Annotated in this window: 20 protein-coding genes; 15 read left to right on the top strand and 5 right to left on the bottom strand. The window is 73.2% G+C overall.

The window, feature by feature from the left end:
- Window positions 1–9: 9 nt before the first annotated feature.
- Together ACGFQ9_RS37770 and ACGFQ9_RS37765 are read right to left on the bottom strand one after the other, a co-directional pair.
- Window positions 10–1395, bottom strand: coding sequence for an FAD-binding protein (locus tag ACGFQ9_RS37770; protein WP_393580379.1), 1386 nt, complete (start codon window positions 1393–1395; stop codon window positions 10–12).
- A gap of 97 nt (window positions 1396–1492) precedes the next feature.
- Entirely contained in the window at window positions 1493–3298 is a 1806-nt protein-coding gene (locus ACGFQ9_RS37765; protein WP_393580378.1) for a glycoside hydrolase family 15 protein, read from the bottom strand.
- 409 nt (window positions 3299–3707) lie between these two features.
- Between ACGFQ9_RS37765 and ACGFQ9_RS37760 the strand changes: the two genes are divergently transcribed.
- From ACGFQ9_RS37760 to ACGFQ9_RS37700, 13 genes are all read left to right on the top strand, one after another.
- Window positions 3708–5354, top strand: coding sequence for a CTP synthase (locus tag ACGFQ9_RS37760; RefSeq protein ID WP_393580399.1), 1647 nt, complete (start codon window positions 3708–3710; stop codon window positions 5352–5354).
- 74 nt (window positions 5355–5428) lie between these two features.
- The gene (locus tag ACGFQ9_RS37755) at window positions 5429–6064 is read left to right on the top strand and encodes an NUDIX domain-containing protein (protein WP_393580377.1); all 636 of its coding nucleotides are present in this window, start codon (window positions 5429–5431) and stop codon (window positions 6062–6064) included.
- Between the two features lie 359 nt (window positions 6065–6423).
- Window positions 6424–8412, top strand: coding sequence for a tetratricopeptide repeat protein (locus tag ACGFQ9_RS37750; RefSeq protein WP_393580376.1), 1989 nt, complete (start codon window positions 6424–6426; stop codon window positions 8410–8412).
- A gap of 143 nt (window positions 8413–8555) precedes the next feature.
- Window positions 8556–9671, top strand: a complete 1116-nt coding sequence (gene ald, locus ACGFQ9_RS37745; RefSeq protein WP_393580374.1) for an alanine dehydrogenase — start codon at window positions 8556–8558, stop codon at window positions 9669–9671.
- A gap of 513 nt (window positions 9672–10184) precedes the next feature.
- A complete protein-coding gene (locus ACGFQ9_RS37740; protein WP_393580372.1) occupies window positions 10185–11222 on the top strand; it encodes a ParA family protein in 1038 nt (345 codons plus the stop codon).
- Entirely contained in the window at window positions 11207–11719 is a 513-nt protein-coding gene (locus ACGFQ9_RS37735) for a hypothetical protein (RefSeq protein ID WP_393580371.1), read from the top strand. Before ACGFQ9_RS37740 ends, ACGFQ9_RS37735 begins: the two co-directional genes overlap by 16 nt.
- Window positions 11720–12644: 925 nt before the next feature.
- Entirely contained in the window at window positions 12645–13976 is a 1332-nt protein-coding gene (locus tag ACGFQ9_RS37730; RefSeq protein WP_393580369.1) for a segregation and condensation protein A, read from the top strand.
- The gene (gene scpB / locus ACGFQ9_RS37725) at window positions 13973–14638 is read left to right on the top strand and encodes an SMC-Scp complex subunit ScpB (RefSeq protein ID WP_393580367.1); all 666 of its coding nucleotides are present in this window, start codon (window positions 13973–13975) and stop codon (window positions 14636–14638) included. Before ACGFQ9_RS37730 ends, scpB begins: the two co-directional genes overlap by 4 nt.
- Window positions 14638–15789, top strand: a complete 1152-nt coding sequence (locus ACGFQ9_RS37720) for a pseudouridine synthase (protein ID WP_393580366.1) — start codon at window positions 14638–14640, stop codon at window positions 15787–15789. Before scpB ends, ACGFQ9_RS37720 begins: the two co-directional genes overlap by 1 nt.
- Window positions 15790–15955: 166 nt before the next feature.
- Complete coding sequence (gene pnuC / locus ACGFQ9_RS37715; protein ID WP_393580365.1) at window positions 15956–16567, top strand: nicotinamide riboside transporter PnuC; 612 nt, start codon at window positions 15956–15958, stop codon at window positions 16565–16567.
- The gene (locus ACGFQ9_RS37710) at window positions 16564–17643 is read left to right on the top strand and encodes an AAA family ATPase (RefSeq protein ID WP_393580364.1); all 1080 of its coding nucleotides are present in this window, start codon (window positions 16564–16566) and stop codon (window positions 17641–17643) included. Before pnuC ends, ACGFQ9_RS37710 begins: the two co-directional genes overlap by 4 nt.
- Window positions 17640–18410: an NUDIX domain-containing protein gene (locus ACGFQ9_RS37705; RefSeq protein ID WP_393580363.1), complete on the top strand. Its 771-nt coding sequence runs from the start codon at window positions 17640–17642 to the stop codon at window positions 18408–18410. Before ACGFQ9_RS37710 ends, ACGFQ9_RS37705 begins: the two co-directional genes overlap by 4 nt.
- Entirely contained in the window at window positions 18407–19447 is a 1041-nt protein-coding gene (locus ACGFQ9_RS37700) for an ADP-ribosylglycohydrolase family protein (protein ID WP_393580361.1), read from the top strand. Before ACGFQ9_RS37705 ends, ACGFQ9_RS37700 begins: the two co-directional genes overlap by 4 nt.
- A 45-nt stretch (window positions 19448–19492) precedes the next feature.
- On the opposite strand, the gene ACGFQ9_RS37695 is transcribed toward ACGFQ9_RS37700, so the two are convergent.
- The 3 genes from ACGFQ9_RS37695 to ACGFQ9_RS37685 all read right to left on the bottom strand — a co-directional run bounded on the left by ACGFQ9_RS37695 (window position 19493) and on the right by ACGFQ9_RS37685 (window position 21156).
- A complete protein-coding gene (locus tag ACGFQ9_RS37695; protein WP_393580360.1) occupies window positions 19493–20188 on the bottom strand; it encodes a DNA polymerase beta superfamily protein in 696 nt (231 codons plus the stop codon).
- A gap of 28 nt (window positions 20189–20216) precedes the next feature.
- The gene (locus ACGFQ9_RS37690; protein WP_393580358.1) at window positions 20217–20714 is read right to left on the bottom strand and encodes a Rieske (2Fe-2S) protein; all 498 of its coding nucleotides are present in this window, start codon (window positions 20712–20714) and stop codon (window positions 20217–20219) included.
- A 97-nt stretch (window positions 20715–20811) separates the two neighbouring features.
- Window positions 20812–21156, bottom strand: coding sequence for a DUF952 domain-containing protein (locus ACGFQ9_RS37685; RefSeq protein ID WP_393580356.1), 345 nt, complete (start codon window positions 21154–21156; stop codon window positions 20812–20814).
- Between the two features lie 140 nt (window positions 21157–21296).
- Between ACGFQ9_RS37685 and ACGFQ9_RS37680 the strand changes: the two genes are divergently transcribed.
- Window positions 21297–21737 carry a YidB family protein gene (locus ACGFQ9_RS37680; protein ID WP_393580355.1) on the top strand — a complete coding sequence of 147 codons (441 nt, stop codon included), beginning with the start codon at window positions 21297–21299 and terminating at the stop codon, window positions 21735–21737.
- Between the two features lie 147 nt (window positions 21738–21884).
- Window positions 21885–22973 (top strand): prephenate dehydrogenase, encoded by a 1089-nt coding sequence (locus ACGFQ9_RS37675; RefSeq protein WP_393580353.1) that lies wholly within the window; start codon window positions 21885–21887, stop codon window positions 22971–22973.
- Window positions 22974–22985 lie beyond the last annotated feature (12 nt).

Raw genomic sequence — 22985 nt, 5'->3', positions numbered from 1 at the left:
GGCCGGGCCCTACAGCGGCCGGATGTTGTGGTTGAAGCGGAAGACGTTGTCCGGGTCGTACTCCCGCTTCACCTCGCCCAGCCGCCGCATGTTGTCCGCGCCCAGGCCCGCGACCACCCGGTCCCGGCCCTCGTCCCCGGTGAAGTTGAGGTACGTCGCGCCGGTGGACCAGGGCCGGGAGTCGGCGCGGACGTCCCGCACCCAGCTCCGGCACCGTTCGTCGTCGGCCGGGTCCGCCCAGATGCCGAACGGGTGCACCACCCAGGCCGCGTCCCGGTAGGGGACCGGGTAGCCGGCCGGGCCGGAGGCGATGGCACCGCCCTGCGGGAACAGGATGTGCTGGGTGCCGGTCGGCACCGGCATCGAGCCGGCCCGCGTGCAGAACACGTCCACGAACGCGTCCGGCACCCCGGTCAGGTACTCCGCCGACCAGTAGTTCCGCATCCCCGGCGGGTCGTCGAGCATGCACTGGAGATCGGCGTACGGAATGCCGGTGACCAGCTCGGCCTCGTGCGGGATCGCCAGCAGCGGCTCCGCCAGCTTCCGCATCCGCTCCTCCGGGCCCGCGTACGTCAGGAGCAGCCCGCACACCAGCTGCCCGACCAGGTGCGGCGGTACGAGCTCGTCGTCCGGCGGGCCGGTCAGGTAGAGCACCCCGCCGCCGGCCTCGTCCGGGCCGTTCTCGATCAGCTCGCGGTAGGTCCGCACCACCTCTGGTCCGTGCTCCGGCAGGTACAGCAGGAACGCGATGGACATGGCGGGCAGGTCGTGCAGCCGCAGCGTGAGGGAGGTGGCCACGCCGAAGTTGCCGCCGCCGCCGTGCAGGGCCCAGAACAGGTCCGGATGCTCCTCGGCGGTCGCGGTCAGGCACTCGCCGTCCGCGGTGACCAGGTCCGCGCCCAGCAGGTTGTCCATCGCCAGCCCGAACGTGCGGTCCAGCCAGCCCGAGCCGCCGCCCAGCACGAAACCGCCCACCCCGGTGGTGGAGGCGCGGCCGCCGGTGGTCGCCAGGCCGTACGGCTGGCAGGCCCGGTCCAGATGGCTCATGACGGACCCGCCGCCGACCCGGACGGCCTTGGCCGCCGGGTGCACCGTCACCTCGTGCATCCGGCGCAGGTCCACCACCAGCGCCCCGTCACCGAGGGCGGAACCCGCCACGCTGTGCCCGCCGCCGCGCACCGCGACCGGCAGGTCCAGCTCGCGCGCGAACCGCACCGCCGTGACCACGTCCGTCTCGCTCTCGCACTGGGCGATCACGGCCGGCCGCCGGTCGATCATGGCGTTGAAGACCGTCCGGGCCTCGTCGTAGCCGGGGTCGTCCGGGGCGAACACATCGCCCGACAGGTCCTCGCGGAGCGCGGCCAGTGCCGCACCCGCCTTGCCGGAGGCGGCCATACCGGGCCCCCTTCCCTGGCAGGGGTGAAGGTCCCTTCAAGGCTAGGCGGGCCCGCCGCGCCGCGCCCCCCGGCGGCGGGCGGCGGGAACCGGGAGGTCAGCCGCCGTACGCGCCGCTCGCGGTCAGCCGCAGCGCCGTGTCGATCAGCGGGACGTGGCTGAAGGCCTGCGGGAAGTTCCCCACCTGGCGCTGCAACTGCGGATCCCACTCCTCCGCGAGCAGCCCGAGGTCGTTGCGGAGCGACAGCAGCTTCTCGAAGAGCTTCCGCGCCTCGTCCACCCGGCCGATCATCGCCAGGTCGTCCGCCATCCAGAACGAGCACGCCAGGAAGGCCCCTTCGTCGCCCTCCAGGCCGTCCACGCCGGCCTCGTCCCCGGCCGTGGGATAGCGCAGGATGAACCCGTCCGGGGTGGACAGCTCGCGCTGGATCGCCTCGATCGTGCCGATGACCCTCTTGTCGTCCGGCGGCAGGAAGCCCATCTGCGGGATCAGCAGCAGCGAGGCGTCCAGCTCCTTGGAGCCGTACGACTGGGTGAAGGTGTTCCGCTCCTTGTCGTAGCCCTTCTCGCACACGTCCCGGTGGATCTCGTCGCGCAGCTCCCGCCAGCGCTCCAGCGGACCGTCCGCGTCCCCGCTCTCGATCAGCTTGATCGTGCGGTCCACCGCCACCCAGGCCATCACCTTCGAGTGCACGAAGTGCCGGCGCGGGCCGCGCACCTCCCAGATCCCCTCGTCCGGCTGGTCCCAGTGGGCCTCCAGGTAGTGGATCAGCTTGAGCTGGAGCACCGAGGCGTAGTCGCTGCGCGCCAGACCGGTCATGTGACCCAGGTGCAGGGCCTCGGTGACCTCGCCGTAGACGTCCAGCTGCAGCTGGTGGGCGGCCCCGTTGCCGACCCGGACCGGCTGCGAGTTCTCGTAGCCCGGAAGCCAGTCCAGTTCCGTCTCGCCGAGCTCGCGCTCGCCCGCGATCCCGTACATGATCTGCAGGTTCTCCGGGTCGCCGGCCACCGCGCGGAGCAGCCACTCGCGCCAGGCGCGGGCCTCCTCCCGGTATCCGGTGCGCAGCAGCGAGGACAGGGTGATCGCCGCGTCCCGGAGCCAGGTGTACCGGTAGTCCCAGTTCCGTACGCCGCCGATCTCCTCGGGCAGCGAGGTGGTCGGCGCGGCGACGATGCCGCCGGTCGGCGCGTAGGTCAGGGCCTTCAGGGTGATCAGGGACCGGATCACGGCCTCCCGGTAGGGCCCGTGGTACGTACAGTGCTCGACCCACTCGCGCCAGAACTCGGTGGTGGCCTCGAGCGCCGCCTCGGCGTCCGGCTCCTCCGGCGCCTCCTTGTGCGAGGGCTGCCAGCTGATGCAGAAGGCCACCCGGTCGCCGGGCCCGACGGTGAAGTCGGCGTACGTGGTCAGGTCCTTGCCGTAGGTCTCGGCATCGGTGTCCAGCCAGACCGAGTCCGGGCCGGCCACGGCCACGGTACGGGCGTCCACCTTGTGCACCCAGGGCACGACCCGGCCGTAGCTGAACCGCATGCGCAGCGCGGACCGCATCGGCACCCGGCCGCTGACCCCCTCCACGATGCGGATGAGCTGCGGCGCGTGGTCCTCACGCGGGGGCATGAAGTCGATGACCCGGACGGTGCCGCGCGGCGTGTCCCACTCCGACTCCAGGACCAGGGAGTCGCCCCGGTACCGGCGCCGGTCGGCGTCGGGGGCCTTGGTGCCCGGGGCGACGGCCGGGCCGATGCGCCAGAAGCCGTGGTCCTCCGTTCCGAGGAGTTTCGCGAAGACGGCATGGGAGTCGAAACGGTGCAGGCAGAGCCAGTCCGCCGACCCGTCCCGGCAGACCAGCGCGGCGGTCTGCATGTCCCCGATCAGTGCGTAATCCTCGATGCGCCCGGACACGTTGCATCTCCAGTCGAACGGCCACGTCCGCCCCGAAGGGCGCTTGCGTTACTGCTGGGTTTCCGCCGGCCGGCTGGGGTGGTGCCGTCTGCCGGTCTGCTCGGCGGCGATGTAGAGCGTTATCCGAGCAGGATAAGACGGCACCCTAGTGATCTCCTCGAGGGCCGCAGGAATGCGGCTGCTCCGAACGGGTGAGGCCGGTGCGGCACGCCCGCCGACGGCGCGGACCGTCTCACCGGAGCGTGGCTCGGAGGCGGACCGTCCAGGTCGCTGATAGGCTGGTACTCCGTGGACCGGTGGTCTGCCTGTGCGAATCAGGGGCCCCGAAACCGCAGCTTCGGCGCCCCCGGATACCGGGGAAGCAGCCGCAGGCACCTCACTACGCGACCACGGGAGCCCCCTCTTGGCGATGCCGCCCAAATCCATGACGACCAAGCACATCTTCGTCACCGGGGGTGTCGCTTCGTCCCTCGGCAAGGGCCTCACGGCCTCCAGCCTGGGTGCGCTGCTGAAGGCGCGCGGCCTGCGGGTCACGATGCAGAAGCTCGACCCGTACCTGAACGTCGACCCGGGCACGATGAACCCGTTCCAGCACGGGGAGGTGTTCGTCACCAACGACGGCGCCGAGACCGACCTGGACATCGGCCACTACGAGCGCTTCCTCGACGTCGACCTCGACGGCTCGGCCAACGTCACCACCGGCCAGGTCTACTCCCAGGTCATCGCCAAGGAGCGGCGCGGCGAGTACCTCGGTGACACCGTGCAGGTCATCCCGCACATCACCAACGAGATCAAGCACCGCATCCGCCGGATGGCGACCGAGGACGTCGACGTCGTCATCACCGAGGTCGGCGGCACCGTCGGCGACATCGAGTCGCTGCCGTTCCTGGAGACCGTCCGCCAGGTCCGCCACGAGGTCGGCCGGGACAACGTCTTCGTCGTACACATCTCGCTGCTGCCGTACATCGGCCCGTCCGGCGAGCTGAAGACCAAGCCGACCCAGCACTCGGTCGCCGCCCTGCGCAACATCGGCATCCAGCCCGACGCGATCGTGCTGCGCGCCGACCGGGACGTCCCGACCTCCATCAAGCGCAAGATCTCGCTGATGTGCGACGTGGACGAGGCCGCCGTGGTCGCCGCCATCGACGCGAAGTCCATCTACGACATCCCCAAGGTGCTGCACACCGAGGGCCTGGACGCGTACGTCGTGCGCAAGCTCGACCTGCCGTTCCGCGACGTGGACTGGACGGTGTGGGAGGACCTGCTGGACCGGGTCCACAACCCCGACCACGAGGTCACGGTCGCGCTGGTCGGCAAGTACATCGACCTGCCGGACGCCTACCTGTCGGTGACCGAGGCGCTGCGCGCCGGCGGTTTCGCCAACAAGGCCCGCGTCAAGATCAAGTGGGTTACCTCGGACGACTGCAAGACCCCGTCCGGCGCGGCCGCACAGCTCGCCGACGTGGACGCGATCTGCGTTCCGGGCGGCTTCGGCGACCGCGGCGTGAACGGCAAGGTCGGCGCGATCACCTACGCCCGCGAGAACAAGATCCCGCTGCTGGGCCTGTGCCTGGGCCTGCAGTGCGTGGTCATCGAGGCGGCGCGGAACCTGGCGGGCATCGAGGACGCGAACTCCACCGAGTTCGACCCGTCCACCCCGCACCCGGTCATCTCGACCATGGAGGAGCAGCTGGCCTTCGTCGAGGGCGCCGGCGACCTGGGCGGCACCATGCGGCTCGGCATGTACCCGGCGAAGCTGGCCGAGGGCTCGATCGTCCGCGAGGTCTACGGCGACCAGCCGTACGTGGAGGAGCGCCACCGTCACCGCTACGAGGTGAACAACGGCTACCGCGCGGAACTGGAGAAGAAGGCGGGCATCCTCTTCTCGGGCACCTCCCCGGACAACAAGCTGGTCGAGTACGTCGAGTACCCGCGCGAGGTGCACCCCTACCTGGTGGCCACCCAGGCCCACCCGGAGCTGCGCTCCCGCCCGACCCGCCCGCACCCGCTCTTCGCCGGTCTGGTGAAGGCGGCCGTGCAGCGCAAGCAGGGCTGACGCTCGGTAACGTAGGCGGCCGGGGTACGGATCATCCGTACCCCGGCTGTCGCGTTTCTCGGGAGGGTACGGCCATGGCGCCGAAGGAGATCAAGGACATCGCGGAGACCTGGGAGGTCCTCTCCTCGGAGCGGCCGTTCCAGGGCGCGAAGACGGCCGTGGATTCCGAGCGGGTGCGGATGCCCGACGGTGCGGTGGCCCGCCGGGACTACCAGGTGCACCCCGGCTCGGTGTGCGTGCTGGCGCTCGACGAGGAGGGCCGGATCCTGGTGCTCCACCAGTACCGGCACCCGGTGCGGCACCGGATGTGGGAGCTTCCGGCCGGGCTGCTGGACGTGCCGGGGGAGAACCCGCTGCACGCGGCGCAGCGCGAGCTGTACGAGGAGGCGCACGTCAAGGCGGGGGACTGGCGGGTGCTGGTCGACCTCTTCACCTCGCCCGGCGGATCGAACGAGGCGGTCCGGATCTTCCTGGCCCAGGACCTCGCCGAGGCGGAGGGCGAGCGCTACCAGGCCCACGGCGAGGAGCTGGACATGGAGGTGGCCCGGGTGCCGCTGCCGGAGCTGGTCCGTGGCGCCTTCGCGGGTGACCTGGCCAACTGTGCCCTGGTGACGGGCGTCATGGCCCTCTCCGCCGCCCTCTCCGCCGGCGGCCTGGACACCCTCCGCCCCGCCGAAGCCCCCTGGCCGGCCCGCCCCTACCAGCCGTAACCGGCTCACGCCGCCCTGCGCGCAGGCGTGCCGGCTCGCGCCGCCGTGTGGGCAGGCGTGCCGCAGGGCGGCACGGGTGGGCACGCGGCACCCCGGTCCGCCGCGGGCACGCGCAGCCTCCCCTGCCCGTATGAAGGCTTCGCCCCGGCCCCGCCTAGGCTTCGGCTCCCGCCCCGCACAACGGCTTCGGCCCGGGCCCCGCACAAACGCTTCGCAGCCCCAGCCCCACCACGCAACACATTGATATGAAGATCTGCTGATCCGATCGAGGGATCATCGGCCGCGCGGCACGCGGCCCGTCGCTCTGCGTGAACTACGCTCGGGATCCCCGAAGCGACGGCCACGGAAAGGAGCGGGCTGTGACGGATTTCGTCGGGCGGCGGCGCGAGCTCAAGGAGCTGCGCGAGGACATCGCCCGTACCGGTCTCGACACCCTCTCCGGCCGCAAGGACATGGCCCCCCGCGCCCGCGTCCTGCTGATCGCGGGCCGTCCCGGCTCCGGCCGGACCGCGCTCGCCGAGGAGTTCGTCCGCGAGGTGGCGGACGAATACCCCGACGGGGTGCTGCGGGCCGGCCTCTCCACCCCCGGCGGGACGGCGGTCTCCACCGAGCGCACCCTGCGGGACCTCCTCGAGGGGCTCGGCCGCCCCACACCCCCCGGGGCCGGCGCCGACGAGCTCGGCGAGGTGCTCAACGAGGCGCTGACCGGGCGCCGCGCGATCGTCCTGCTGGACGACGCACTCGACGCCCTCCAGGTCGACCCGCTCCTCCCCGACGTGCGCGAGTGCCTGGTCGTGGTCACCTCCGAGGGCCCGCTCACCGGGATTCCGGATGTCCGCCCCTGCACCCTCGGCGGCCTGGACACCCCGGCCGCCGTCGAGCTTCTCACCCAGCGGATCGGCGACATCCGCGTCACCGTCGACCCGCGCGCGGCCGAGGCCCTCGCCGAGGCCTGCGGAGGCCAGCCGGCGGCCCTCGCCGTGGTCGGCGGCTGGCTCGCCGCGCACCCCAAGGCCACCGTCGCCGACCTGGCCAAGCAGCTGCACGACACCCCGGCCGCAGCCGGCGGCGGACCGCTCGGCCGGGCATTCCGCTTCGTCTACGGCTCGCTGCCGCAGCCCGCCCAGCGGACCCTGCGGCTGCTGCCGCTCGCGCCCGCCGGGATCATCGACCCCCAGACCGCCTCCGCACTGGCCGGCTGCTCGGTGGCCGCGGCCCAGTCGACGCTGGAGGACTTCGCCGGACTGGGCCTGCTGCGGCCCGCCGCGGACGGCCTCTACCTCCTGCCCGGCTGCCTCACGCCGTTCCTGCAGGCCCTGCTGGAGAGCAAGGAACGGGCCGCCGAGGTACAGCTGGCCCGGGCCCGGACGCTGGAGCGGACCGTACGGCTGCTGCACTCCTGCCGGGCCGTGGCGGAAGACGACGAGGACGACCTCGTGGGGGAAATGCGCGAGGTGTCGCCGGCGGTGCCCCGCGCCCTCCGCTTCCCCGACGCCCGGGCCGCCGCCCGCTGGCTGGACTCCAGGCTGCCCGCCCTCGACGCCGCCGCCCGGCTGGCCGTCGCCGACGGCGAGCTGGACACCCTGGCCAGGCGTCTGATCTCGGCCCTGGTCCGGGCCCTGGCCGTACACCGCGGCACCGATGCGGCGGCCCCCGAGCTGTACGGGCTGCACCGGCTGGTCCTGGACGTGGCCGAGCGGCGCGGGCTGCACCGGGAGAAGGCGGCGGCCCTGCTGAACCTGGCCGACCTGGACGCGGAGACCGGCCGGACCGCCCAGGCGCTGGAGCGCTACCGGGCCGCACTGGACGCCGGACGCGAGGCGAAGGACCCGTACGCCACCGGCCGGGCGATGGAATCCGTAGGGGGTGCGCACCAGGAACTGGGGGACTGGCACCGGGCGGCCGACTGGTTCGGCCGGGCCCTCACCCAGGCGCTCGCCCGCGGGGAGCGGGCCGACGAGGCGCGGCTGTACGGACGGCTCGGCAACGTGCACACCCTGTCCGGCCGCTACGGGGAGGCGCTGCGGAGCTGGCGAGCGGCTGCGGCCGGGTACCGGAAGCTGGCCGATGTGCCGGGCCAGGCAAAGGCGTTGAGCGAGATGGCCCGGGTGCAGGAGTACGCCGGGCGGCCCGAGGAGTCCCTGCACACCTGCCGCGAGGCGGTGGATCTGGCCCGCCGGGCCGGGGACCTGCGGCTTCAGGCCGCGCTGCAGGTGCGGCTGGCCGACACGCTGGACCGGCTGGGCGACCCGGCGGCGGCCCGGCTGCACCGTACTGCTGCTGATCGTCTACTCGGAGAGGACCCTTCGGCCTACGAAATCCGCAGCGGTTCCGGCCAAGATATTTAGTTTGCAAGGCTAGACACGCGTTAATCCTTCATTAAACTGGCTCTGCCACGTCATCTCGTGGTGCATCCCGTTGCGCACCAGTGTCAGCGGGTATGTATGGCATTGCCCCGTTATTTCCCCTGAGCCAAGGACCGTGATCGACGATGAAGGTCGGCATCCCCCGCGAGGTCAAGAACAACGAGTTCCGGGTGGCCATCACCCCCGCCGGCGTGCACGAGCTCGTCCGCAACGGCCACCAGGTCTTCATCGAGCAGAACGCCGGCGTCGGCTCCTCGATCACGGACGCCGAGTACGTCGCGGCCGGTGCCGAGATCCTCGGCACCGCCGACGAGGTGTGGGCCACCGCCGACCTGCTGCTGAAGGTCAAGGAGCCCATCGCCGAGGAGTACCACCGCCTCCGCAAGGACCAGACCCTCTTCACCTACCTGCACCTGGCGGCCTCCCGCGAGTGCACGGACGCCCTGCTGGAGTCCGGCACCACCGCCATCGCGTACGAGACGGTCGAGCTCGCCAACCGCGCGCTCCCGCTGCTCGCCCCGATGTCCGAGGTCGCGGGCCGCCTGGCCCCGCAGGTCGGCGCCTACCACCTGATGCGCTCGGCCGGCGGCCGTGGCGTCCTCCCCGGCGGCGTCCCCGGCACCCACGCCGGCGAGTGCGTGGTCATCGGCGGCGGCGTCTCCGGCTGGAACGCGGCTCAGATCGCCATCGGCATGGGCTTCCACGTGACCCTGCTCGACAGGGACATCAACAAGCTCCGCGAGGCCGACAAGATCTTCGGCACGAAGATCAAGACGATCGTCTCCAACGCCTTCGAGCTGGAGAAGGCCGTCGTCGAGGCCGACCTCGTCATCGGTGCTGTGCTGATCCCGGGTGCGAAGGCCCCGAAGCTGGTCACCAACGAGCTCGTCGCCAAGATGAAGCCCGGAAGTGTCCTTGTCGACATTGCCATCGACCAGGGCGGCTGCTTCGAGGACTCCCGTCCGACCACCCACGCCGAGCCGACCTTCCAGGTCCACAACTCGGTCTTCTACTGCGTCGCCAACATGCCGGGCGCGGTGCCGAACACCTCCACCTACGCGCTGACCAACGCGACCCTGCCCTACATCGTGCAGCTCGCGAACCTCGGCTGGGTCGAGGCGCTGCGTCGCGACGCCGCTCTGGCGCTGGGCCTCAACACGCATGACGGCAAGGTCGTTTACGGCCCCGTCGCCGAGGCCCACGGCCTCGAGTCCGTCGAGCTGCAGTCGCTCCTCGGCTAGTCGTTCCGCTGGTGGGAGGCCCTTTTGGCCTTCCGTCAACGACTGACGTCAATCTCACGTATCCGGCCGGACCTTGCCCCCAAGGTCCGGCCGGACGCGTCTGCGGGAACGGTGGCGACCCGGCTCAACTCGCCTCGAACGTAACCCTTTAACCGTTTCGCGCACCCGTGAAACTTCGCGACGACACCTCGGACGCTCTTGACAGAGCGGTGTTCGGTTGCCGACACATCGTGCCGGGTCCGGCGGATTGTGTTGCTGCGGAGCGCTGACACGCCATAGAGTCCACAACCGTCGGCATGGTGCCACGCTGACCTATCGATAAGTGTCCTGGTCACGTCCAAGGAGGTAAGACGACTTGTGAATGAGTCGACATTTGCTCCCGGGGGTGGTCAAGCAGGCGTACGCACCCTGCGCCCGGAGGGCGCGGGGGAGCCCCCGGCGCGGGCCCAGGGCCCCGCGGGGCTCGAGGCTGTCGGCTCCGTCGCGGTCCGCACCTTCGCAAACCACCAGCACATGACGACGCCCCCGAAGAGCATGGACGGCCTAGACGTGAACTCCATGGCCGGCGACCGGAGCGGCGACACGCCCATCGGTTTCGCCGACTACGACGAGGTGCCCGAGGGGCACTTCTACGACCCCGACGCCGAGTACGAGCCCGACCCCGAATACGCGGCCACGCTCGCCCCCGACGCTGCCCGGCAGCGCCGCGAGCGGATCGGCCCGACCGGACGGCCGCTGCCGTACTTCCCGATCCCGGGTCCGCTGACCGACCACGGTCCAGCGAAGATCATCGCGATGTGCAACCAGAAGGGCGGCGTGGGCAAGACCACGTCGACCATCAACCTGGGTGCGGCGCTCGCCGAGTACGGACGGCGGGTGCTGCTCGTCGACTTCGATCCGCAGGGCGCGCTGTCGGTGGGTCTCGGCGTGAACCCGATGGAACTCGACCTGACGGTCTACAACCTGCTCATGGAGCGGGGCATGTCGGCCGACGAGGTGCTGCTCAAGACGGCGGTCCCCAACATGGACCTGCTGCCGAGCAACATCGACCTGTCGGCGGCCGAGGTACAGCTCGTCAGTGAAGTGGCCCGGGAATCAACGCTGCAGCGCGCGCTGAAGCCGCTGATGGCCGACTACGACTACATCGTGATCGACTGTCAGCCCTCGCTCGGCCTGCTGACGGTCAACGCCCTGACGGCCGCTCACAAGGTCATCGTCCCGCTGGAATGCGAGTTCTTCGCGCTGCGCGGCGTGGCCCTGCTGACCGAGACCATCGAGAAGGTGCAGGAGCGGCTCAACCCGGAGCTGGAGCTCGACGGCATCCTCGCCACGATGTACGACTCCCGTACGGTGCACAGCCGCGAGGTGCTGGCGCGGGTGGTCGAGGCCTTCGACGACCACGTCTACCACACGGTCATCGGCCGGACGGTCCGTTTCCCGGAGACCACGGTGGCCGGCGAGCCGATCACCACGTACGCGTCCAACTCCGTGGGTGCCGCCGCCTACCGTCAGCTGGCCAGGGAGGTGCTCGCCCGGTGTCACGCCGAGTGAGTCTGCCCGGAGCGGACGAACTCTTCCGTACGACCGGGGGGATGGCGCTGCAGGCGTCGTCGCCGCGGCGGGGCACGGAGGAGACTCCGTCTCCTTTGGACGGCGGTGAGCACACGGCGGCGCAGGACGCGGTGCCGGCGCCGGCGCCGGCCTCGAACTCCGGCCGGGAGGCCGATGAGGCCGGGCAGCCGGCTGTCGCAGCGCCGCGCCGGCCGCAGGAAGGTTCCGGCCCGGCGGCGGGCGCGGCTCCGCGCCGGAAGGGGCGGGGCGGGAACCGCCGGCCGAGCGGGCGCGAGCGGCACGACGAGAAGATCACGGTCTATGTCTCCGCCGAGGAGCTCATGGACCTGGAGCACGCGCGGCTGGTGCTGCGCGGCGAGCACGGCCTCGCGGTGGACCGCGGACGCATCGTCCGAGAAGCGGTCGCCGTCGTCCTGGCGGACCTGGAGTCCCGCGGCGACGCCAGCATCCTGGTCCGCCGCCTCCGCGGTCGCTGACCCCCGCGGGGCCCGCAGCCCGGCCGCTCCGCAGCAGCGGTGTGCCGCCGCGGCGGCCACTCCGGCCCGCCGAAGCGACGCGGCTCCGCAGGAGCCGCCCTCCCCGTGGACGCAGCCTCACCCTGGCGGGCCCCGACCCGCGCCCGCGGGTCTGCCCCCGCCGTCCTTCCTTCCGCAGCCCCGTCGGCCCGCCCGGCGGGGCTGCGGCGCTCCCGATCCCCCGCCGGACGCCCGCCACGGCCCCGCCGAAGCCATATGCATGCGCTCCGCCGGGCTTTCCCCCCGCCGGGGGCGTGAGCGCGGCTCCGCGAAAGGTGTGCGCGGGCGCTCAGCCGAGGTGTGGGCAGGCGTTCCGCAGGGCTCTGCCCCGCCCTGGCCGGGGCGCGGCACCGCCGAAGGCGTGGGCGCGGCTCCGCGAAAGGTGTGGGCAGGCGTTCCGCAGGGCGGAACGGGTGGGCACACCGGAACGCCGCTCCGCAGGCTCGCTCCCGCCCCACCAAGGCCATGGCCGGGCCCGGCCGCAGCCGCTGCCCCCGGGCCTGGGCGGTGGCTTCGCCGCCCCCAGCACCGCCCGGAGCGGGGTCCGACCCGTGAGCGGGGTCGGGGTGCGGGCACACGCTGCGCGTCCGGCGCGGGCCGGTGTGCCGTGTGCCCACCTCCCCCAGACTCCGTCCGGGGGGACCCCCACCCCCAAGCTCTCGGCTTCGCTCGAGCAGGGGGGACCCCCATCGCCCTGCGGCACGCCTGCCCACACGGCGGCGGCATCCGGCCAGCGGCGGCGGGGGCTGCGCGGGTGTAGGGCCGTACGGGCGGGCGGCGGCGTACGGGGTCGGGCGGGGCCGGCCGGTAGGCTGCGTGGGTGCCACGTGCGGCCGTCGTCGGCCGTCGGCACTGCCGCCGGATCACCCCCCGACCCTGGAACGCGATGCCCCCGAACGACCCCGCCCGCCCCGCCGCCGCTCGGCGCCGCCTGGGCCGCGGCCCGGGGGTGTCCGCCGCGCCGGCGCGGGCCGACGGGGATCAGGATCAGTCGCCATCCGCTCCTTCCCATGGCCCGGGGGAGGGCCCCCGACCGCCGGAACCCGCCGAGGCCCGCGCCGCCATGGCCGCCACGGCCGGTGGTCCGGGCGTCCGCACCGGCGTGGTGCCCGCCGAGGCCGTCGGAGAGGTCGGGGACCAGCCATCGGCCGGGGCCGGGGGCGGAGCCCCCGTTCCGGGAAGGGGTGGGGCGGGGGAGGACTCCGCCGGGCGGGCCGCAGGCCCGGAGGGCGGGCCCTGCGGGCCCGGAGCCGCGCCGGACAGGGCCGCTGCGCCTGAGCCCGTACAGGCGGCTGCGCCCGACCGGGCCGCTGCGCCTGAGCCCGTACAGGCGGCTGCGCCCGACCCGGCTGCCGCGCCCGAGCCCGTACAGGCCGCTGAGTCCGAGCCCGCGCAAGGGGACCTGCCCGCGCCCCGCGACGGGAAGTTCACCCTGCGGCTCGCGAACTTCGAAGGGCCGTTCGACCTCCTGCTGCAGCTGATCTCGCGGCACAAGCTCGACGTCACCGAGGTCGCCCTGTCCAGGGTGACCGACGAGTTCATGGCGCACATCCGCGCCATGGGCCCGGACTGGGACCTCGACCAGACCACCGAGTTCCTCGTGGTCGCCGCGACCCTGCTCGACCTCAAGGCCGCCCGGCTGCTGCCCGTCGCCGAGGTCGAGGACGAGGCCGACCTGGCCCTCCTGGAGGCCCGGGACCTGCTCTTCGCGCGGCTGCTGCAGTACCGCGCGTACAAGCAGGTCGCCGGGATCTTCGAGCAGCGGGCGGAGGCCGAGGGCAGGCGCTACCCGCGCACCGTGGGACTGGAGCCGCACCACGCCGAGCTGCTGCCCGAGGTCGTCATCAGCATCGGTGCCGAGGGGTTCGCCCGGCTCGCGGCCAAGGCCATGCAGCCCAGGCCCGAGCCCCAGGTCTACGTCGACCACATCCACGCCCCGCTGGTCAGCGTGCGCGAGCAGGCCGAGGTCGTCGTACGGATGCTGCGGGCCCGCGGCGAGGCTTCGTTCGCCGAGCTCACCGAGGACGCGCCCGACACCCTCACGGTGGTGGCACGGTTCCTCGCGCTGCTGGAGCTGTACCGGGAGAAGGCCGTGGAGCTGGAGCAGGAAGAGGCGCTGCAGGCCCTGACCGTGCGCTGGAGCGGCGGGGAGGCCGGTGCGTCGCCGGCCGTCACGGACGAGTTCGACCGGGTCGTGGCCGTGGAGGAGACCGAATGAGCCGGAGTGAGGGAATGGGCCGGAGTGCGGGGACCGGCCAGGGTGAGGGGGTGGGGCGGCTCGCGCTGAAGCCCGCCCTGGAGGCTGTCCTCATGGTGGTGGACGAACCCGCCACCGAGGCGCACCTCGCCAAGGTGCTCGGCCGTACCCCCCGCGAGGTCGCCGACGCACTCCGGGAGCTCGCCGACGAGTACGACGTGCAGCGCCGCGGCTTCGAGCTGCGGCTGGTCGCCGGGGGCTGGCGGTACTACACCCGGGCGGAGTACGCCCCGGCCGTGGAGGGCTTCGTCCTGGACGGCCAGCAGGCCCGGCTCACCCAGGCGGCACTGGAGACCCTCGCGGTGGTGGCGTACCGGCAGCCGGTGAGCCGCAGCAGGGTCTCCGCCGTGCGCGGCGTGAACTGTGACGGGGTCATGCGGACCCTGCTCCAGCGGGGTCTGGTCGAGGAGGCGGGCACGGAACCCGAAACAGGTGCGATCCTGTACAGGACGACGAACTACTTTCTGGAGCGGATGGGCCTGCGCGGCCTGGACGAGCTCCCGGAGCTCGCGCCCTTCCTCCCGGAGGCGGACGCGATCGAGGCCGAGACGCAGGAAGGCGTCCCGTCGTTCGATCCGGACGCTCCGGACACAGATGAAGACGACAAGACGACGGACATTTGATGCGAAGCAGCGGCAGCGGCGGCAACAGGAACAGCGGCAAGAGCGGCGGACGCGGTAACTACCGCGGCGCCGGCAACTCGCGCGACGACCGGAACACCCAGGGCCAGGGCCAGGACCGTCCGCGCCGTCCGCGCCCGGAGGAGCGCCGCTACGACGTCGGCCCCGAGGGCGAGCGCTCCGGCGCCGGCCGCTCCGGCGGCGGTGCCCGCGGCGCCGCGGCCCGCGGCGGGGCCAAGGGCGGTCCGAAGAGCTCGAAGGCCCCCCAGGGCCAGGGCGGCGGCCGCGGCGGCCAGTCCGGCGGCGCGCGCGGCGGCCAGGCGCGCCCGTCCCGTCCCCGCGAGTACGACGCCCGGATCGAGGAGCGCAACCGCGAGCGGTACGCGAACAAGCCCGAGATCAAGCTGCCCAAGACCTTCCCCGGCGCCGAGCAGGAGGGCGAGCGCCTGCAGAAGGTGCTGGCCCGGGCCGGCATGGGCTCGCGGCGTGCCTGTGAGGAGCTGATCGAGCAGGCCCGCGTCGAGGTCAACGGCAAGATCGTGACCGAGCAGGGCATGCGGGTCGACCCGGCGAAGGACGAGATCAAGGTGGACGGCCTCACCGTCGCCACCCAGTCGTATCTGTTCTTCGCGCTGAACAAGCCCGCCGGTGTCGTCTCCACCATGGAGGACCCGGACGGCCGCCAGTGCCTCGGCGACTACGTCACCAACCGGGAGACCCGGCTCTTCCACGTCGGCCGCCTGGACACGGAGACCGAGGGCATCATCCTGCTCACCAACCACGGCGAGCTCGCGCACCGGCTGACGCACCCCAAGTACGGCGTGCAGAAGACCTACCTCGCGGCCATCACCGGTCCGCTGCCGCGCGAGATCGGCAAGCGGCTGCAGTCCGGCATCCAGCTGGAGGACGGCTACGCCAAGGCCGACCACTTCCGCGTGGTCGACCAGGTCGGCAAGAACTACCTGGTCGAGGTGACCCTGCACGAGGGCCGCAAGCACATCGTCCGCCGGATGCTCTCCGAGGCGGGCTTCCCCGTCGAGAAGCTGGTCCGTACGGCCTTCGGCCCGATCGAGCTCGGCGACCAGAAGTCCGGCTGGCTGCGCCGCCTGACCAACACCGAGGTCGGCATGCTGATGCGCGAGGTCGGCCTCTGACCGACGGCCCGGCCGTCGCACGATCCGCGAGCCCGCGGTGCCCGCCGGCACCGCGGGCTCCGTCGTTCCCGGAAGCGGGAACCGGGAGCCGAACCGACCCCAGACCCCTTGTCCGCGCCCTCCGGACTGTTTATAGTCGTTCTGACTATTAAAGGGGTTCGTCATCATGGGCTGGACACTCTCGTGGACCGAGGTCCTCGGGTTCGCCACCGGCGCCGTCTGCGTCTGGCTGGTCGCACGGCAGCACATCGCCAACTGGCCGGTGGGCATCGCCAACAACGTCTTCTTCATCGTGCTGTTCACCCAGGCCGGCCTGTACGCCGACGCCGGCCTCCAGATCGTCTTCATCGCCCTGGCCGCGTACGGCTGGTGGACCTGGGCCCACGGGGGTGGTCCGGGCGCCGCCGACGCCCTGCCGGTGCGCCGCACCACGCGTACCGAATGGCTGTGGCTCGCCGCGGCCGGGGCGGTGACGACGGCCGCGCTCACCCTGGTGCTGGCCCGGGCCACCGACTCCACCGTCCCCTTCTGGGACGCGCTGACCACCGCGCTCTCCCTGACGGCCACCTACGGCCAGTGCCGCAAGCGCCTGGAGTCCTGGTGGCTGTGGATCGCCGCCGACCTGGTCTACGTACCGCTGTACGCCTACAAGGGCCTGTACCTGACGGCCCTGCTCTACGTCGGCTTCCTCGCCCTGTGTGTGGCCGGCCTGCGCGGCTGGAGCCGGGACCCCGGTACGGCCACCGCCCCGCGCGCGAGTGCGGAGGTGACGGCATGACGCGGTACGTCCACGGCCTGGTGCTCGGCAAGTTCTACCCGCCGCACGCCGGCCACCACCACCTGGTCCGCACCGCCCGGCGGCAGTGCGCCCGGCTGACCGTCCTGGTCTGCGCCTCCTCCGTGGAATCGGTGCCGCTCGCCGACCGGGTCGCCTGGATGCGGGAGGAGCACCCGGAGGCCGACGTGGTGGGCGCCGTGGACGACGTCCCCGTCGACCTCCTCGACCCCGCCGTCTGGGACGCCCACATGGCGATCTTCCGGGCGGCCGTCCCCGGACCGGTCGACGCCGTGTTCACCTCGGAGGACTACGGCGCCGAACTGGCCCGCAGGTTCGGTGCCGAAGAGGTCCTGGTGGACCCCGGCCGGACCCGCTACCCGGTCTCCGGGACGGCCGTCCGGGCCGACCCGGCCGCCTGCTGGGAGTACCTCTCCGCGCCGGTACGGGCGGCCCTCGCCCGCCGGGTGGTCGTCCTCGGAGCCGAGTCCACCGGCACCACCACCCTGTCCCGGGCCCTGGCCGGCCACTACCGGGCGCGCGGCGGGGTCTGGGCCCGCACCGGCTGGGTCCCCGAGTACGGGCGCCGCCACAGCGAGGAGAAGCTCGCCGCGCTGCGCACCGTCGACCCGGAGGCCGACTGGGCCGACGCGGAGTTCGGCACCGAGGAGTTCCCGGTCATCGCCCGCCGGCAGGACGCCGACGAGGAGCGGGAGGCCCGGCTCGGCTCCCCGGTGCTCATCTGCGACACCGACTCCTTCGCCACCGGCATCTGGCACGAGCGCTACCTCGGCTGCCGCAGCCCGGAGGTCGAGGAGATCGCCGCCCGCCGCCCCCGCGACCTGTACCTGCTCACCCACCACGAGGGCGTGCCCTTCGAGGACGACGGGCTCCGCGACAGCCCGGGCCTGCGGCCCTGGATGACCGACCGGTTCGAGGAGGAACTCACCCGGACCGGACGCCGTTTCCTCGTGGTCCGCGGCAGCGAGCAGGAGCGACTGCGGACCGCGGTGGAGGCCGTCGACACGCTGCTCGCCGAGGGCCCGCGGTTCGCCGACCCCCTTCCGGAGCGACGATGACCACCCCCTCCTACGACCCGCACGCCTTTGAACCCTTCGCGGTCACCGTCGACCTCGCCGTGTTCACCGTGCGCGCCGGCCGGCTGCACGTGCTGCTGATCCGGCGCGGCCAGGAGCCGTACGCCGGCGCCTGGGCGCTGCCCGGCGGCTTCGTGCTGCCCCGCGAATCCGCCGAGACCGCCGCCCGCCGGGAACTCGCCGAGGAGACCGGGCTGCCCGGGCCGGTCGTGGCCGGCCTCCACCTCGAACAGCTGCGCACGTACAGCGAACCGGACCGGGACCCGCGGATGCGGGTCGTCTCGGTGGCGTTCACCGCGCTCGTGCCGGACATGCCCGAACCCGCCGCCGAGGGCGGCGGGGACGCCGCACAGGCGCGCTGGGTGCCCGCGGACGACACCGGTCGTCCACCGGCCTCCGGCCGGGGGGACCACCGTCTCGCTTCGCTCGCGTTCGACCACGACGCGATCCTGCACGACGCCCGGGAACGGATCCGCGCCAAGCTGGAGTACACCGGCCTGGCCACCGCCTTCTGCCCGCCCGAGTTCACCCTCGGCGAGCTCCAGGCCGTCTACGAGACCGTCTGGGACACCACGCTCGACCGGCCGAACTTCCGCCGGAAGGTTCTCGCCACCCCCGGGTTCGTCGAACCCGTGCCCGGCGCCGCCCGGCTCACCGGCGGCCGGGGCAAGCCCGCCGCCCTCTACCGGGCGGGATCCGCCGCCGTGCTCCACCCGCCCCTGCTCCGACCGGAAGGAAAGCCGCGATGACGACCACCGGCACCACCCCCACCAAGCGAGCGGCGACCGGCGCGCTCGTCGGCCTGGCACTGGGCGACGCGCTGGGCTTCCCGACCGAGTTCAACGACGTGCCGGGCATCCTGGCCAAGTGCGGCCCGTGGCGGGAGATGCCGCTGCCGCGCCCGGCGATCGTCACGGACGACACGCAGATGACCCTGGCCCTGGCGCGCGGCATCCGCACCGCCACGGACCGGGGCCGGATCGGACCGCTGCGCCTGACCCGCCCGGTGCGGGAGGAGTTCGTCGACTGGTACCACTCGCCCGAGAACAACCGGGCCCCGGGCAATACCTGTCTGCGGGCGTGCAGCCTGCTGAACGCCCCGGAGCGGGACTGGCACGAGGCCAGCCAGATCGGCTCCAAGGGCTGCGGCGCGAACATGCGGGTGGTGCCGGTGGGCCTGGTGCCCGGCTGGACGGAGGAGGAACGGGCGGGAGCGGCCCAGCTCCAGTCGGCGCTGACCCACGGCCATCCGACCGCGCTCGCGGCGTCCGACCTGACCGCCCACGCGGTGTTCCTGCTGGCGCAGGGGGTCGAAGTGACCGGTCTGGTCGGCCGGTTGCGCTCGTACGCCCTCCGGCAGCGCACCCGCTACCACGAGCGCTGGTTGGGCGACCTGTGGATGCGGGCGACCTCGGACGCCACGCCCGAGTCCTTCATGGCGCGCGGCTGGGACGAGTGCCTGGCCGTCCTGGACCGGCTCGCGGCCGCGCTGCGCGACCCGGCCCCCGAGCTCGACCCGTGCCTGGCCACCGGCGAGGGCTGGATCGCCGAGGAGGCCCTGGCCACCGCCCTGCACTGCTTCCTGCTCTTCCCGGACGAGCCCCTCCTCGCGCTGCGCCGGGCCGCCTGCACGAAGGGCGACTCCGACTCGATCGCCTGCCTGGCGGGCGCCTTCGCCGGCGCGCACCTGGGGGCGGAGGCGTGGCCGCGGGACTGGGAGGGGCGCATCGAGTACCGCGACGAACTGCTGGAGTTCGGGGCGCTCTGGGACGCGCCGGCGCCGTAGCCCGGTCGGTGCCGGCGCCGTGGCCCTCAGGCGGCGCGGGGGCCGTCAGAGGGCCGACGCGCGGCGGGTGCGGTGCAGGAAGTCCGCGACCGCGGCGCGGTCCGGCTCGGCGGGCAGCGGAGTGGTGGCGAGGGCGGCCTCGGTCTCCTCGGACAGCCCGGCCATCCAGGCGTCCACCTCCTGCCAGCTCAGCTCACCCCGCTTCACCGCCAGGAGCCGGTCCCGGTGCGGGGTGGCGTCGATGGCCAGGCGGCCGGTGCGGAGCAGGTCGCGGCAGGAGACCAGCAGGCGCAGCAGGTGCATGGCGTGCTTCCAGCGGGGCGCGCCGTGCAGCCGGACATCGGCCTCCAGCCTGCGGCGCTGCCCCATCGCGTACCGCGTGAACGAGGCGTGCGCGTGGCGGGAGAGGAACGCCCCGCGCAGGGCGAGGAGTTCCTCCCCGACCGGGGTGATCCGCTCGACCAGCGGCGAGTGCAGGCACTCCAGGACGTTCGGATTGGCCTTGAGGGCCAGCTCGCAGAACCGTTCCAGTTCCCAGGAGAACTGTTCCGGCAGGGGGCCCTCGACGTGCGTGGGGGGCTTCTCGAACCGCCAGAACAGCGGGGTCGGGGCCAGGTAGACACCGCGCCGGTCGGTGTCGCTGGTCCCGGTGGCCAGCCCGAAGGCCCGCGAGCCCATCACGCAGGCGTACACGGTGTGCTCCGCGACGAGGGTCTCGTCGGCGAGGGTCTGTTCGTTCACCCCGGGAGGGTAGGCGGCGGGCCCGCCGCTACGCGAGGGAGATTTCGCCGCCCGAGACCGTGATCGCGCGTGCCGGCAGGGGCCGCGTGGCCGGGCCGTGGGCCACCGCGCCGTCGGTCACATCGAACTTGCTGCCGTGGCACGGGCAGTCGATGGTGCCGTTCTCGACCTTCGCCACGATGCAGCCCTGGTGGGTGCAGACGGCGGAGAACCCCTTGAAGGACCCCGCCGTGGGCTGGGTCACCACCACCTTCTCCGCCTTCAGGATCGTCCCGCCGCCCACCGGCACGTCCGCCGTCCGGAGCAGCGGGGTGCCTGCGGCGGCGGACGAGGGCGCCGTGGGCGCCGCCGCGTCCGGAGGCGTGGCGGGCGGGGTGGCCGGCGGGGTGGCCGACGGGCTCGGCGGCTGTGCGGGCTCCTGGGCGCCGCCGTCGCCGCAGGCGGTGAGCCCGCAGCAGGCCAGTGCCGCGGCGCCCGCGCCGAGGACGGTCCGGCGGGCGGTTCCGGGGTGCAGTGGGTCGCTCATCCGAGGCTCCTCGTCGGGTTCCGGGTCGCGAGCAGCATCCTGGTCCCTGCCGGGCCGTATGACGGTCCGCCGCGCCGCACCGGCCGCCGGACACCCCCTACGGGGTGCCGGGCTGCCAGGGCGCCAGTTCGGCCGGGCTGCCCGGCGTACGGACGACCTCCCACACGCGGGCCACGGCGGCCCGGTCGATCGGGCCGTGGACGTGCGGGTAGCGGCCGCCCGATTCACCCTCCCGGCTCACCTCGGAGGTCAGCGCCCGCTCGTTGATCTCCACCGCCAGCAGGGTGCCGGGGGTGTCGCGGTAGTGCGACTCCGCGATGGCCAGCGCGGTCGGGCGGTCCGCCGAACAGTGCACGTAACCCACGGAGTCGAGGGAGGACGGGGCGTAGGGGAGTTCCGGCCGGGCGGACCAGTCGGTGAGCGGGACGACGTGGAAGATCATGCCGCCTGTTGTAGCGCAGTCCGCCGCCCTGCCCTCCGCGAGGTGGCGACATGTCCCCATCCGGGAGAAATTATCCGTGTCCCGAAGCCGGAGGGCGCTTCCCCGGCGTCGCCCGGTCCCTCTTCGAAAGGCGCACGGTCATGGCGGGAAACGATCTCGGCTCTCTCCTCGGCGGCCTGATCGGCAGTGGCGGGAGCGGCAGCCCCGGCGGTGCCGGCAACGTCCTCGGTTCCCTGCTCGGCGCACTGATGGGCGGCGCCGGCGGTGCGCAGGGCGGAGGCGCCGCCGTCGGCGGCAACCCGCTCAACGGGCTGCTGGAGATGCTGACCAAGTCCGGCCTGGTCGACCAGGCGCAGTCCTGGGTCTCCTCCGGTGCCAACCAGCCGGTCTCCGGCGCGCAGCTCAAGGAGGCGCTGCCCGACGAGACCCTGCGGCAGGTGGCCCAGGAGGCCGGTGTGACCCCCGACGAGGCCGCCGACGAGCTCGCCCAGGTGCTGCCCCAGGCCGTCGACAGGCTGACCCCCGACGGCCACGTGCCCAGCGGCTCGCTGGAGGACATCATCCGGCAGCAGCGGCTCTGACGGGGCGGGACCGGCCCCGCAGGCCCGTTCGGCTCCGTCACGGGGGAACCGGCGGCCGTCTCGACAGGCGGTCCCCGGGGTCCGCCCGTCGTACGGGATGACTACCCTGAGTGTCAGACCCGCCACGACCACCCAGGAGCGCCCACCGTGAGAACCGCCGTCGTCATCGGAACCGGACTGATCGGCACCTCCGCGGCGCTCGCCCTGTCCCGCCGGGGGATCACCGTCCACCTCGTCGACCACGACCCGGCCCAGGCCCGGACCGCGGCCGCGCTCGGTGCCGGGACCGACGAGCCCGCGCCCGACCGGGTCGACCTCGCGGTCATCGCGGTGCCGCCGGCGCACGTGGCCGCGACCCTCGCCGACGCCATCGGGCGCGGCGTGGCCCGCGCCTACGTGGACGTGGCCAGCGTCAAGGGCGGGCCGCGGCGCGAGCTGACGGAGCGGGGCGTGGACGTGTCCGCTTACATCGGCACGCACCCGATGGCGGGCAAGGAGAAGTCCGGCCCGCTGGCGGCCACCGCCGACCTCTTCGAGGGCCGTCCCTGGGTGCTCACCCCGGCCCGGGAGACCGAGCACGAGGTGCTCAACCTGGCACTGGAGCTGGTGGCGCTGTGCCGGGCCGTGCCGGTCGTGATGGACCCCGAGGCGCACGACCGGGCCGTGGCCCTGGTCTCGCACACCCCGCAGCTGGTCTCCTCGATGGTCGCGGCGCGGCTGGAGGAAGCCGACGAGACCGCCGTACGGCTGTGCGGGCAGGGCATCCGCGACGTGACGCGGATCGCCGCCTCGGACCCGCGGATGTGGGTGGAGATCCTCTCGGCGAACCCGGGGCCGGTCGCGGACGTGCTCTCCGGGATCGCGGCCGACCTGGAGGAGACGGTGCAGGCCCTGCGCGGCCTGCAGTCGGCGGACGAGACGAAGCGGCAGGAGGGCGCGGCGGGCATCGAGGACGTGCTGCGCCGCGGCAACGCCGGGCGGGACCGGGTGCCCGGAAAGCACGGTGCGGCGCCGGCGTCGTACGAGACCGTGGCCGTGTTCATCAGCGACCAGCCGGGCGAGCTGGCGCGGATCTTCGCCGACGCGGGGCGGGCCGGGGTCAACGTCGAGGACGTGCGCATCGAGCACGCGACGGGGCAGCAGGCGGGTCTGGTCCAGCTCATGGTGGAACCGGCCGCGGCACCGGTCCTCACGGCGGAACTCACCGAACGCGGCTGGGCCATCCGCCGCCAGTGACCCCTGCCGGGC

This window comes from Streptomyces sp. NPDC048603, assembly GCF_043199475.1.
Taxonomy (GTDB): Bacteria; Actinomycetota; Actinomycetes; order Streptomycetales; family Streptomycetaceae; genus Streptomyces.
Note: the sequence above shows the minus strand (reverse complement) of the source record. Positions and strands in the feature narration are given on the sequence as shown.

Bases quoted from the DNA above. Each gene is read 5' to 3' on its own strand.
- ACGFQ9_RS37720 (WP_393580366.1), top strand. From the start codon at position 14,638: ATGCGAAGCAGCGGCAGCGGCGGCAACAGGAACAGCGGCAAGAGCGGC.
- ACGFQ9_RS37705 (WP_393580363.1), top strand. From the start codon at position 17,640: ATGACCACCCCCTCCTACGACCCGCACGCCTTTGAACCCTTCGCGGTC.
- ACGFQ9_RS37710 (WP_393580364.1), top strand. From the start codon at position 16,564: ATGACGCGGTACGTCCACGGCCTGGTGCTCGGCAAGTTCTACCCGCCG.
- pnuC (WP_393580365.1), top strand. From the start codon at position 15,956: ATGGGCTGGACACTCTCGTGGACCGAGGTCCTCGGGTTCGCCACCGGC.
- ACGFQ9_RS37760 (WP_393580399.1), top strand. From the start codon at position 3,708: ATGCCGCCCAAATCCATGACGACCAAGCACATCTTCGTCACCGGGGGT.
- ACGFQ9_RS37685 (WP_393580356.1), bottom strand. From the start codon at position 21,156: ATGATCTTCCACGTCGTCCCGCTCACCGACTGGTCCGCCCGGCCGGAA.
- ACGFQ9_RS37740 (WP_393580372.1), top strand. From the start codon at position 10,185: ATGACGACGCCCCCGAAGAGCATGGACGGCCTAGACGTGAACTCCATG.
- ACGFQ9_RS37770 (WP_393580379.1), bottom strand. From the start codon at position 1,395: ATGGCCGCCTCCGGCAAGGCGGGTGCGGCACTGGCCGCGCTCCGCGAG.
- ACGFQ9_RS37755 (WP_393580377.1), top strand. From the start codon at position 5,429: ATGGCGCCGAAGGAGATCAAGGACATCGCGGAGACCTGGGAGGTCCTC.
- ACGFQ9_RS37730 (WP_393580369.1), top strand. From the start codon at position 12,645: ATGCCCCCGAACGACCCCGCCCGCCCCGCCGCCGCTCGGCGCCGCCTG.
- scpB (WP_393580367.1), top strand. From the start codon at position 13,973: ATGAGCCGGAGTGAGGGAATGGGCCGGAGTGCGGGGACCGGCCAGGGT.
- ACGFQ9_RS37680 (WP_393580355.1), top strand. From the start codon at position 21,297: ATGGCGGGAAACGATCTCGGCTCTCTCCTCGGCGGCCTGATCGGCAGT.
- ald (WP_393580374.1), top strand. From the start codon at position 8,556: ATGAAGGTCGGCATCCCCCGCGAGGTCAAGAACAACGAGTTCCGGGTG.
- ACGFQ9_RS37700 (WP_393580361.1), top strand. From the start codon at position 18,407: ATGACGACCACCGGCACCACCCCCACCAAGCGAGCGGCGACCGGCGCG.
- ACGFQ9_RS37690 (WP_393580358.1), bottom strand. From the start codon at position 20,714: ATGAGCGACCCACTGCACCCCGGAACCGCCCGCCGGACCGTCCTCGGC.